Raw genomic sequence first — 13327 nt, 5'->3', positions numbered from 1 at the left:
CGTGTATTATCAAGCCGATTGCTTTTCCCGATATCTCAGCTCATGTCGGCCGAGAACGCCTGCCGGAAATCTCTTCCAGAGGGTGACTGGAACACCTGCAAATCAAATTCAGGAATGATGGCCAGCACGTGGTCGAAGACATCAGACTGCACAGCTTCGTAAGGCACCCAGTCTTTAAGGGCGCAGAAGAAATAGAGTTCCATCGGTATGCCGTGGTCGGTAGGTTGCAATTGACGGACCATGCAGGTCAGCTCCTGATTGATATCGGGAAGGCTCTGCAAATAAGCGGTGAGATAGGCACGGAACACCCCTAAGTTGGTCTGGCGGCGCCCGTTGACAAGAATGGAATTATCGATGCCGTGCTCCTCGTTATATTGCTTTACCACCTGCTCCGTCTGATCCACATAATCTTTCAGCAAACGAATCTTGCGATACTTATCCAGCATCTCCGGAGTGCAGAACTTGACGCTGGTCATGTCTATGTTGATGGAGCGCTTCACACGCCGTCCTCCGCTTTCGCGCATGCCGCGCCAATTCTGAAAGGAGTCGCTTACAAGCAGGTAGGGAGGAATGGTGGTAATGGTATTGTCCCAGTTGCGTACCTTCACGGTATTCAGCGTCACCTCTATCACCGTACCGTCGGCGCCGTACTTGGGCATCGCAATCCAGTCGCCCACCTTCAGCATATCGTTGGCCGAAAGCTGCACGCCCGACACAAAGCCCATGATGCTGTCCTTGAACACCAACATCAGTATGGCTGCCGAAGCACCCAAACCTGCCAACAACGAAAGGGGAGACTTACCGATGAGTATGCTCACCACGATGATGATTCCCACAAACCAAAGGATAACCTGCATCGTTTGGAGCATCCCTTTCAACGGACGGTCACGAAACTGCTCGCGCTCGCTGTAAACGTTATAGACGGCCTTCAGCAGGGAGTTGATGAAACTAAGCAGAGAAATAATGATGTAAATGCGGCAGAAACGCAGGATTAAGTCCAGCGTAAAAGAGTTTGTCTCGGCAAAGGCCACCGGCACGAAGTAGAAGATAATGACAGGAGCCGCCATACGGCTCAGGTGTACCATCACTTTGCGGTCGAAGACAATATCATCCCAAGAGGCCTTGGTCCGCTTGACCAAACGGGGCACTATCCTGAGCAGGATGCCACGGCACAAAGCATCTGCCGTGAAAGCGATAATCAGTACCACTGCAAATGCCACAAACTGGTCGAGCGTATCGGCCAAAGAGGGAGACATGCCCCAAGAGACCAAGAGCTGATCTATATTCTTCAGTATTTCCATGATCGGATATTCAGCGTGAGTTTAATCAATTATAAGCCGGTAAATACGGGCCGAAGCATAAGTTCAATTATCATTATATAACGACGGGGGTACAAAACAAACGGGCCCGCAATGTTCGCAGAAAGCAAAAGTACGGAATTGTTTGGTTTCACCGCCCATTTCTGCAAGTTTTTTTGACTATACGACGCTCGATATTACAATCCGGATAACGTCAGTAGTAATAAACAATACAATATCCCAACCTCTATCGGAAGAGAACAAAGCCTGTTTCGCCAACCAATATTTCAAAACACCTTTATCTCCGTCTGCCGGCATCGGAAGAGCGTTCAAGGAATTCCCTTATATCTTCTTTCAGCCACTGATAGAGGTAAAGGTTCTTGTAGGCACTGTTTTTCTTCAGCATCACGGACACATTGATCTGACTGTTTTCATAGCCCGTCAGCTCGTTGCGAAACTGCTCGTTGTGTTCGGCCAACCGCTTGATTTCCTGTTCACGCTCACGACGCAGCAATGCACATACCGGCACGAGGATTTTCATCACCACCGAATCCATGACATGGTGTCCTTGTATGTAAAGATAGGTATTGTCGGGCGTCAATCCCAAGCGTTCCAGTTCTGCGCCCAGTTGTTCCACAGACTCGATGTCTTCCGGAAACCGGGATCGCAGTTCGGTAAGCTTATCTGATACTCTCTGTTGCATCTCGTCCAAACTACGGTAAGGATGGCGCAGGTTTATCTCGCGCAGGCGCACACAGGCATTGAAGTCGTACATCGGAAAAGTATGCAGGTCGTGCCTGCGATAAAACCACACATTCCACAGGAACAGCGGATAGGCAATCTGCGAATAACGCCTCAGGAAAGCCGGGAAATCAAGTACATGCCGGTCGTTCAATGTGGCTTGTACGCATACCTCATGCAGGCTTTCCGCAAAGCAGCGGTAATTCTCAATGGCATAGCCGTAGGTCTGGAAGATGTAGGGGTTTTTATTTATTTTATGTGACACCCGTGTAGCCCCCTGCAACAAGAAGTCGTAATCGCTGTCTACACAAGCTATCAGGCTGCGCCCCAACTCTGCCGTGTTCAAAGCATTCATCAACACCATCTTCTTGCCTTTGGTCAGCGAAGTGGCAGAGGGGAGCATCACTTGGAAATAGCATTCCTCGTTTTCAAACTCAGATAGCAGTGTCCGCCAGAAAGCAATGTCATCATAGCTTTCCACATACGCAACAATACGCCTGCGTGCCCTCTTGGACGCAAGTTTATGAGCGGCATCCAAATAAGCGGAAGTCAGATTATGTCTTAAAGAAGTGGCCACGTGAATCAAGTGTTGGTGGTTAGGGATTAGTGGTTAGCAATCGGGACAGGGACAGCGGCTTATCGCTAAACACTAACGACCGCTAATCTCTGTCGAAATATCCTCAACCTCTGTCACCGCATCCAGCCAGCCTTCCATAATGACCGCAGGAGAATGGGTGGAGAGAATAACTTGGATATTGGGGTTCAAGTCGCGTATCATGCCGATGAGCTTCTGTTGCCATTCTATGTGCAGGGAGGCTTCCGGCTCATCCATGAAAAGCACGCAATGATTACCGTCGCTCACCAAGACAGTCAGCAAGATGACGAGCATCTGCTTCTCACCGGAAGAAAGCTTGTAGGGCAGGAGGCGTTCATCATCTTGATAGAACACGATGTCGTTGCTTTTGCGATCTATCTTCTTGCGGGTATAGCTGAAGAGGCTGTCTATCATATCCTGGAATTTCCGCTTGGGAAGAGAAAGGGAGGGGGCCATGCTGCGCTGCTTCTCGTCACCGCCAAGCAGTTCTATCATTTTATTGCCTATATTCACCTGATAGTCCAAATAGCGACGCTGAAGCAGATAGAGTTGCCAGTCCAGTTCCGATCGGACATTGGCATCAGCCATGCGGGCAGTAAAATCGCCCATGACGAGCGGCCGGTCGTAACTGCGAATTACATCGTAGGGAATAAATGTCGCCTTCGGATTATCGAAGGATATGCGTACTCCGTTCTTCTCGTCACTCTTCACAGCACCCGACGTCTGCTCCAGATAATTGACCGCACGGTTCAAGATGGTTGTCTTCCCCACCCCGTTGATGCCCGACAGGATATTGACATCGGGACGCAGTTCCCACGCAATATCATACCGGTGCCACAACCCGTGTATCTCGATACGTTTGATGTAATTGGCTTGTACTTCCATGGTTTCTCTTTTTAATCAAAAGCAAACTTACTGAAAATACTTGAATAATGTGTAGACCGAATAAAGAAATTGTTTTGAGTTTTTTTTCTGTTTCCGGGAAGAGCATGGCACTAAAGATTTCCTGCTTTCAAAAAATGTCGTTCTTTTGTATCCGTAAATAGGAGAGAACATGAAAAAGGATATTCAAGGACACCTGTTTGCCCTTAGCGCAAACATTCTATGGGGATTAATGGCCCCCATAGGCAAATCGGCCCTGACGGAATTTTCTCCGTTATCCGTCACTACTTTTCGCATGGTAGGCGCAGCAGCTTGCTTCTGGTTGCTCTCGTTGTTCTGCAAGCGCGAACAAGTGGAGCATCGGGACCTACTGAAAATGTTTTTTGCCGCACTCTTTGCCCTCGTCTTCAACCAGGGAGTCTATATCTTTGGATTATCCATGACCTCGCCCATCAATGCCTCCATTGTAACGACCACCCTACCCATTGTCACCATGGTTGTGGCCGCCATCTATCTGAAAAAGCCGGTCACCAACAAAAAAGTGTTGGGTATCTTCGTGGGAGCTTTGGGAGCACTGATACTCATCACAAGTAGCCGGGCAGCCGCTAACGGCAATGGTAGCATCTTCGGCGATTTGCTTTGCCTGGCAGCCCAAATCAGTTTCTCCATATACCTGACCGTATTCAAGGGACTGTCACAAAGATACTCCCCCATCACACTGAACAAGTGGATGTTCGCCTACGCCTCGATATGCTACATTCCTTTTTCATACCGCGACGTGGCAGCAATAGAATGGAGCGGAATATCCGCATCTGCCTTACTGCAAGTGGGATACGTAGTCGTGGGAGGAAGCTTCCTGGCCTACATCTTTATAATGAGTGCGCAAAGGTTGCTACGCCCCACAGTAGTGAGCATGTACAACTACATGCAACCCATTGTAGCCTCTACTGTCGCCATCATTTTAGGCTTGGGAGTTTTCAGTCCGGAAAAGGGAGTAGCCATCGCCCTGGTATTCCTCGGTGTGTATATTATGACCCAAAGCAAGTCACGCAAAGATTTTGAGAAGGAAGGGAAAGAGTTATAGAAAGACAACGCTCATATTTTCGCCATGCTCTCATGAGTTAAAAGCGGACAAGCAATTGTATTACCAATCAAAAAACGTATTTTTGCATTCACTGTAACACAACTATAATGAGTAATAAACATGCAGATAGAGAGTCATAAAGACGATATTATCTCTTTTAACCAGCTTTATGAGGAATTTCAAAAACGCTTCGTACGTTTTGCCAATACTTATCTTAGAGACTTGACTGCGGCAGAAGATATAACCATTGAAGCAATAATGGTTTATTGGGAGAACAGGCATTCTTTAAGCAAAGACTCTAATGTACCTGCCTATATACTCACAATAATAAAAAATAAATGTTTGAACTATTTGCGTCATCAACAAATTCAGGACGAATATTCTGACAGGATAAAAGATTATTATGAATGGGAATTGAATACCCGAATCGCTACTTTGCAGGCATGTGAACCATATGAGCTATTTATTTCTGAAATACAAACACTCGTAGAACAGACTCTTGCCGATATGTCTGAAAGAACCCGTACCATTTTTATGCTAAATCGTTATGAGAATAAATCATATAAAGAAATAGCCACACTTATGAACATCACCCCTAAAGGAGTGGACTTTCATATAAGTAAAGCATTGAAAATGCTTCAAACCAACCTAAAAGACTATTTTCCGTTTTTTCTCTATTTTTTTATGAAATGCCACTAGGAATGTGTTATCCAGAAGTGCTGTTATATATGAAAGCCTTAAAATGTAGTATTAATAAATGGAAAGAGAAAAGTTACATCGTTTTTATTCAGGAAGAACCTCTGTTGAAGAAGGCATGAATATAAGGTTGTGGATGGAAGCTTCAGAAGAAAACCGACGCACCTTTTACAAAGAACGCAGATTATTCGATGCACTCATATTACATGACGACCGAAATACGATAAAAAAGATTTCAGCAAGACGTACTCCCCGAATTATACATCAATGGTTAAAAGTCTCTGCAATCGTTATATTAACACTTGCTTTTAACTATTTATATCAAGAATATAAATCAAGTAAAGAGGTCGTTGCAATAAATACGGTCTCTGTACCAGCAGGTCAGCGTACCAACATCATCCTTCCCGATGGGAGCAATGTATGGCTGAATGCCCGTACAACTTTACAATATCCGGTCACATTCAATAAGAAACAACGAATAGTTTCTTTAAAAGGAGAAGCTTTTTTTGACATAGCAAAGAATCAAAAAATTCCCTTTGTTGTACAAACTGATAAATATGACATTGAAGTTTTAGGCACACAATTTAACGTAAACGCTTACCCAAATCGGAATATATTCGAGACAACTTTAATGAAAGGTCATGTAAGAGTCAGCTCACAAGAATCTCCTGAACAGACAATAATCTTAAGCCCCGGCCACAAAGTATACGCAACAAACGGAAAACTAAAAATAGACAAAGTAAATGATTTCAATCCTTACCGATGGAAAGAGGGGTTGATATGCTTCAAAAATGAATTATTCCAAACCATTATGGAAAAATTCGAACAATATTACGATATTCGGATTATTATCAATAATTCTGATGTTCTCAAATATTCTTATACGGGCAAGTTTCGTCAATCAGACGGTATAGACTATGCTTTAAGAGTACTGCAACGAGATATCCACTTCAAATATGAAAAAGATTATGATGAAGGAATCATCTATATCAACTAATCGATACTAACTCTAAAAAAATAGCCCATGAGAAAAAACACAAGTTAACCTTATTAGACAAAGAATGCCAGTAAGTGTTGCCGCACCTACCGGCATGGATTCAAAACAAACTTTTCAATCAAATTTATATTCAAATCAATACAAAGATATGAAAAATAACACTTTGTCGAGGAAAAATCACCTTAAAAATCCTCGATTTAAACAAATCTTTAGAATTATGAGAATTTCCACTTTCCTATTGATGGTTTGTGTATTCTATTCGTATGCAGGACATGCCTATTCTCAAAATGTAAGAATCAATATCCGTATGAGTAATGTCAAGCTGGATAAGATCCTGAATGAAATAGAAAACCAAACAGATTATCTTTTCATTTACAATAATCAAGTAGACATTAACAGGAAAATTTCCGTAAAAGCTAATAATGAGGCTGTAGTACAAGTGCTGGATAGGATACTGTCAGGAACCGGCATCAATTATCAATTGGAAGGTACCCACATAATTCTTACGACGAAAGAAGTCAAAGAAAGCAATGCTTTACAACAGAGAAGAACTATAACCGGAACTGTAGCAGACATAAATGGTGAACCTATTATCGGAGCTAATATTCGTATAAAAGGAACAACAATAGGTACAATCACTGATACAGACGGAAGCTTTACAATAGAAGCCGAAACAAAATCGGTCATCGAGATTTCTTATATCGGTTACTTCACACAAGAAATAACAATCAACAATCAAAAAGAAATACATGTTTTATTGAAAGAAGATACGAAGGCACTTGAAGAAGTGGTTGTTATTGGATATGGCGTACAGAAGAAAGCAGACTTAACAGGCTCTGTGGCCAATATCAACACTGAAAAACTGACAACCCAAAGCAACACCAACATTGGTCAGGCACTGCAAGGGAAAATAGCTGGCGTAGATGTTGTATCGCAAGGTGGTGCTCCAGGTTCGGGCGTACGCATTATGATTCGCGGCATCGGCACGCTGAATAATGCCACACCTCTTTATATCGTTGACGGCATGTATATGAACAGTATAGATCATATAAACCCGAATGACATCAAGAGTATCGACGTTTTAAAGGACGCCTCTTCCGCTGCTATTTATGGTTCACGCGCAGCTAACGGTGTAATTATCGTAACAACAAAGTCCGGATCCAATACTGAAGGTAAACCCATTATCGACTTTTCGGCCAATATCGGAGTGCAAACCCCATCTAAATATTTAGATATGCTGAATGCGAATGAATGGTCCAAGTTGACTACAGTTTCCCGTCAGGCAATTAGTGCTGCCCCTTTGGATATGAGTCAAAATATTAAAGAAGATAATAACTGGCAGGATATCATGATGAAACCTGCACTAATGCAGAATTATAATGTAACTATTCGTGGAGGTACAAACTTTTTCACCTATTATATCGGCTTAGGTTATATTAATCAAGATGGTACCATAAAAGGAACAAATTACAAAAGATATAATCTCCAGTTTAAATCTGAATATAAGCGGGGATTTTTTACATTCGGTAACAATGTCGTCTTCAGTGCACATCAGAACAATCCGTTATATGCCTTTGCGCGTGGAGGCTTTTTAGGAATCATTCTCCAGTCTATTCCCTCTTTGCAAAAATTTGATCCAGAGAATGACAAAGGAGGCTACGGCAAGGTATTTGGGGATGCCACTGATATCCCCAACCCATTGGGTATTTTAGATGAGAATTTAACATCACGCACTTCAAATACATATAGTGCCTATCTTAATTTATACGCCGAAATAAAATTACCATTTGGATTGAAGTACCGTTTGAATGCTACACCGGATTTTTCTTTCGAACGGCATACAACTTATGAAAACGTTTATGATTTCGGAATGCGCAACAACATGATTTCCAACATGCAAGAAACTCGTTATAATCATGATAATTTCCTGATCGAGAATTTATTGTCTCTTGACCAATCTTTCGGAAAACATAAATTTAGTGCATTGTTAGGTTACTCTTACCAAAAATACCGCACTCGCTATATCATGGCTTCCGGTAAAGGATTACCTGATGGTATCCACGAAGTCGGTTCGGCCACCAAAGATCGAATGAATGATACGTCAAAAAATGAGAGTGCATTAACCTCTATCATTTCCCGAATATTCTATTCTTATGATAATCGTTATCTAATCACAGCGACCTACCGTAGGGACGGTTCTTCAAAATTTGCAAAGAACAATCGCTATGGGCATTTCCCATCCGTATCGGTGGGATGGAATGTATCAGAAGAACATTTCATGAAAAACACCCGAAATTGGTTAGATCAATTTAAAGTCAGAGGTGGATATGGAATATTAGGAAATCAAGAAATTGATAATTACATGTACACAAGTGTCGTAACCTCCAACATCAATTATCCGGATGGCAACGGAGGATTATATAGCGGTGCCTTCCCAAAGGACTTTGCAAATCCTACCATTAAATGGGAATCAACGGCAATGACGAATGTCGGAGTAGATTTGGCATTCTTTAACTCTCGCCTGACACTGACCGGAGATTGGTATCGCAAGAACACAAAAGATATTCTCCTCACAGTACCCATACCTGTCTCAACCGGTGGTGCAAATGACCCAATTCGCAATGCTGGGAAAATAAAGAATACAGGAGTTGAATGGACCATCGGTTGGAATGATGTTCCTCGCAAAGACTTCTCCTACGGAATCACTTTTACCAGTAATGCCATGAAGAATGAAGTTATTGCAATGGGAGATGCCAACCAAGTTATCGAGGGTGGAAAGAACCGTACAAATGTGGCTACAACCCGTACATTAGCAGGTTATCCCATTGGCGGTTTTTGGTTAATCCCGACTGATGGGTTATTCCAAAACGAAGCAGAAATTTCAGCCTATGCCAAAGAGGGAAAATTGATTCAACCCAATGCCAAACCAGGAGACATTCGCTTCAGAGATACTAACAATGATGGAAAAATTACGGATGCCGACCGTATCTATTGTGGCAGCCCATTCCCAACGATAACCATGGGGCTAAATTTCAATGCAACTTGGAAAGGCTTCGATATTTTATTGGGATTTCAAGGAGTATTTGGTAACAAAATTTATAATGGAACCCGTTTGGAGTTGGAAGGTGTGAATAAAGGAACTAATTTCTTGAATTCTACATTAGACTATTGGACACCGAATAATCCCAATGCCTCTCATCCACGTTTGGTTTGGGATGATCCCAATCAGAATACTCGCCCATCCAGCGATCGTTTCCTTGAGAACGGTTCTTTCTTCCGCATGCGTAACATACAGGTTGGGTATACACTACCAACATATTGGTTTAAAGATAAAATTCAGAAATGCCGTATTTATGTTAATGCAGAGAATTTATTCACAATAACAGGATATAGTGGATACACACCAGATATCAATAATTCTCAAAGTGCTACTTCTCGTGGCTTCGATAACTTTATTTATCCCATAAACCGGGTATTTATGATGGGATTAAATCTAACATTCTAAAAAACAATTCACAATGAAGACCTATAAATATATTATATTAGCCTTTATAGCTTTCATGCTGGGCGGTTGCGAGGGGCAACTGGATATAACCAACCCCAATAAACCTACGGACGACACTTTTTGGAAAACAGAAGCAGATTTCAAAAGAGCAATTACTTCTTGTTATACTCCACTGAAAAACTGGAATGGGGGTTACTATGGTACTCGCGGTCTGATGGTTCGCATCAGTCGCGCAGACGATATAGAATTCCGTAACGATATTCAACCTATTTATTCGATGCACCGTTTCACAAACGATCCGAACAATTCGGTGGCTCAGAATATCTTCTATCAGTTTTATAATGCCATATATCGCGCTAACTCTATTCTGAAAGAAATAGAAGGGAAAAAATTTCCGGAAGAATTCATAAAAATGATACGTGGCGAAGCTTCATTCATTCGCGGTATGTATTATTTTCAATTAGCTAAAGAGTTTGGAGATGTACCTTTACGTATGGAGGCCTCTCAAGACCCTTCTACCTTTCAATTAAAAAAGTCCTCCCAAAAAGAAATATATGCCCAAGCAGAAAAAGACTTTATTGAGTCTGCCCAATTACTGCCACTGGAAAATGTAAAGGGGAAGCCCACCAAAGGAACTTCATACGCCTATTTAGGAAAGCTATATGTATATCAAGAAAGATGGGAAGAGGCCAAAAAAGTTTTGGAGCCATTGACAAAATCACCTTACACATATAAGCTGGTAGAAGATTTCACTTGGAACTTCGATGAGGCCCATGAAAATAATTCCGAGAGTATTTTTGAAATCCTTTACGAACCGGTAGGTGGCTCAGACCAATGGGATAACGGTGAGACAGCCAACTCTGCACAGTCTACTACCATTGCGGTCGAATATGCCGCCGGAGAAGTAGGAGGATGGTTTGAAGCAAAACCTACAAAAAAGATGATGAACATTTTCCTACAGGAAAAAGCTGCCGATGGAGGATATGATTATCGTGCCCGGACTTCTGTAGCATGGAACTATCCAGGGTGTATGTATTATATGAAACCTTTTCAAGAAGTTTTTAAAAACAACAAAGAATCGTTGGCCTCCTATTGGATATTAAAATATCAAAACGCTACTACCCGAGAACAGGAGGTGGAGACTATTCCATCTTATATAAATGAACGGGCAATGCGTTTTGCTGATGTCATTTTATTATTAGCAGAATGTGAGTTAAACATGAAAAACATTCCTGCCGCCATCAGTTATATCAATCAAATTCGTACTCGTGGAGGGAATTTATTACCTTACTCAGGAAATACAGATGATTCTTCGGTAAAAAAGGAATTAATCCATCAAAGAGCAATTGAGTTTTTCAAGGAAGGTGAGCGTTTCTATGATTTGCGACGTTGGGGGATATTGGAAAAAGAATTAAAAGACCAAGATCCTTTGCGTTTCGCTAATTTTCAAAAACGACATTACTATTTGCCCATCCCAGCAAAAGAAATACAAACGAATCTGCTCTGTACCCAAAATGAAGATTGGTAAATAGGAATAAAATGGTCGCAATCATGCAAAAATAAGATTTGCGACCATTTTATTATTACATTTGCAAACATTATGCTTAGTATGAAAAAAACAGTATTTACATTGCTATGCGGGGTCGTATTCTCCATCAGTGGATTCGCCCAAAACAGTTCAGGGGTCACTCATTCCGGACAGCCTACCGAACAACCGCCTTTCCCCTTATCTTCTTACAAAGAACTACCTAACCCCACCCCGACCGATCCGGCTGTATGGCGCAAAGTAAAAGGGATAAACCTCAGCTGGGGAGAGACACATATCCGTTATAAGAAAGAAGCGCCGGCTCCCATCACCAGACCTCAAAAAGGGCTGGAGCTTACGGCGTGGAGAGGCGAACGCATCTCCGCCCAATGGGTTGTCTGGGCAGACCGTCCGTTAGCAAGACTTTCTTTTTCCATGGAAGATTTAGCTCATAGCAACAAGAAAGATCTTATAAGGCATGAGTGTATCTTATCCGGATTTGTCCGCTACGTCATGACGGACGAGCTGAACAAAGACGGCAACGGTGGCTGTGGTGCCCGTCCAAATGCCGCGGCTTTCGATTCTACATTGGTAGCCGATCCGATAGACCACTTATCTAAAGAACTGGACATAAACAAATGTACCACCCAAAGCGGTTGGCTGTCTATCCGGATTCCCCAAGATGCCGTTCCCGGCACTTATCAGGGAATCGTAACCGTGAAAGACGCCACTGGAAGAATAGGCACACTGAACTTGAGAGTCAACGTAAAGGAGCGGGTGTTGCCACAACCCTCCGACTGGAAGTTCCATCTGGATCTTTGGCAAAACCCATTCGCCATTGCCCGTTACCACCAAGTACCGCTCTGGAGCCGTGAACACTTGGAATGCATGCGTCCCTACATGGAACTTTACAGGGATGCCGGTGGGAAAGTTATTACCACATCAATCATGCACAAGCCATGGAACGGGCAGACCTACGATTACTTTGAAACGATGGTGACATGGATAAAGAAAGCCGATGGTTCATGGAGTTTCGACTATACCGTATTCGACCGTTGGGTGGAGTTCATGATGGGATTGGGCATTACGAAAGAAATAAACTGCTACTCCATGGTACCCTGGCGGCTGTCTTTTCAATACTTCGACCAAGCCACCAACAGTTTACGGGAAATACAAACCAAGCCGGGTGAGCCTGCATACGAAGAGATGTGGCTGGCAATGCTAAAATCATTTTCCGCCCACCTAAAGGAAAAAGGATGGTTTTCAATCACCCACATCTCCATGGACGAACGCCCAATGGAAGTAATGAAAGAGACGTTGAAAGTCATCCGCAAGGCAGACCCTGACTTTAAAGTCTCTCTGGCCGGTGCATTGCACGAAGAACTATCGGAAGAGTTGAACGACTATTGTGTGGCACTGCGCATGAAATATCCGGAAGCGATGAAAGCCCGGCGAAAAGCCGAAGGCAAAGTTACTACCTTCTACACCTGTTGCGAAGAGCCTTATCCCAACACATTCACATTCAGCCCACCGGCAGAGAGTGAATGGCTCGGTTGGTATGCAGCCAAAGAGGGACTGGACGGGTATCTGCGCTGGGCTTATAACAGTTGGGTCATAGAACCACTGTTAGACAGTCGTTTTTATACTTGGGCAGCAGGTGATACCTACTTTATCTATCCGGGGGCCCGAAGTTCGCTTCGCTTTGAGCACCTGATAGCAGGCATTCAGGCTTTTGAAAAAATCAGGATTCTGAAAGAGGAATATACCCGCACGAACAATCGTGCCGGACTGAGAAGGATAGAAAAAGCATTGAAGCTTTTCGATGAGAAGACACTACGCACAACGCCTGCCTTCGCAGTGATAAAACAGGCCAAGGCGATATTCAACGAATAATATACCTGCATATTATATTATTACTGTCCGCTAAACCATAATTATCTACTCCCAACTCGTTAACTATTACGTGTTGGGAGTATTTCTTTTTTCGGACAAGCCCCCTTATTT

The 13327-nt window shown here is 43.0% G+C and carries 9 protein-coding genes; 6 read left to right on the top strand and 3 right to left on the bottom strand.

The window, feature by feature from the left end; all coding sequences use genetic code 11:
- Positions 1–35: 35 nt before the first annotated feature.
- From EV202_RS07440 to EV202_RS07430, 3 genes are all read right to left on the bottom strand, one after another.
- A complete protein-coding gene (locus tag EV202_RS07440; protein WP_131926448.1) occupies positions 36–1301 on the bottom strand; it encodes a mechanosensitive ion channel family protein in 1266 nt (421 codons plus the stop codon).
- Positions 1302–1596: 295 nt separating this feature from the next.
- On the bottom strand, positions 1597–2616 hold the full coding sequence (locus EV202_RS07435; protein WP_131926525.1) for a DUF4435 domain-containing protein: 1020 nt from the start codon (positions 2614–2616) through the stop codon (positions 1597–1599).
- 72 nt (positions 2617–2688) lie between these two features.
- Positions 2689–3519 (bottom strand): AAA family ATPase, encoded by an 831-nt coding sequence (locus tag EV202_RS07430; protein WP_131926446.1) that lies wholly within the window; start codon positions 3517–3519, stop codon positions 2689–2691.
- A 169-nt stretch (positions 3520–3688) separates the two neighbouring features.
- Here EV202_RS07430 and EV202_RS07425 point away from each other — a divergent pair, with 169 nt between their 5' ends.
- The 6 genes from EV202_RS07425 to EV202_RS07400 all read left to right on the top strand — a co-directional run bounded on the left by EV202_RS07425 (position 3689) and on the right by EV202_RS07400 (position 13216).
- Entirely contained in the window at positions 3689–4600 is a 912-nt protein-coding gene (locus EV202_RS07425) for a DMT family transporter (RefSeq protein WP_131926444.1), read from the top strand.
- A 120-nt stretch (positions 4601–4720) separates the two neighbouring features.
- The gene (locus tag EV202_RS07420; RefSeq protein WP_131926442.1) at positions 4721–5299 is read left to right on the top strand and encodes an RNA polymerase sigma-70 factor; all 579 of its coding nucleotides are present in this window, start codon (positions 4721–4723) and stop codon (positions 5297–5299) included.
- 58 nt (positions 5300–5357) lie between these two features.
- Entirely contained in the window at positions 5358–6293 is a 936-nt protein-coding gene (locus EV202_RS07415; RefSeq protein ID WP_131926440.1) for a FecR family protein, read from the top strand.
- A 148-nt stretch (positions 6294–6441) separates the two neighbouring features.
- Positions 6442–9798, top strand: coding sequence for a TonB-dependent receptor (locus tag EV202_RS07410; RefSeq protein ID WP_131926523.1), 3357 nt, complete (start codon positions 6442–6444; stop codon positions 9796–9798).
- 13 nt (positions 9799–9811) lie between these two features.
- Positions 9812–11326 (top strand): RagB/SusD family nutrient uptake outer membrane protein, encoded by a 1515-nt coding sequence (locus EV202_RS07405; RefSeq protein WP_131926438.1) that lies wholly within the window; start codon positions 9812–9814, stop codon positions 11324–11326.
- A 72-nt stretch (positions 11327–11398) separates the two neighbouring features.
- Positions 11399–13216: a DUF4091 domain-containing protein gene (locus EV202_RS07400; RefSeq protein ID WP_131926435.1), complete on the top strand. Its 1818-nt coding sequence runs from the start codon at positions 11399–11401 to the stop codon at positions 13214–13216.
- The last annotated feature ends 111 nt before the right edge of the window (positions 13217–13327 follow it).

The sequence above is a fragment of the Prevotella heparinolytica genome (assembly GCF_004342845.1).
Classification (GTDB): domain Bacteria; phylum Bacteroidota; class Bacteroidia; order Bacteroidales; family Bacteroidaceae; genus Bacteroides; species Bacteroides heparinolyticus.
Note: the sequence above shows the minus strand (reverse complement) of the source record. Positions and strands in the feature narration are given on the sequence as shown.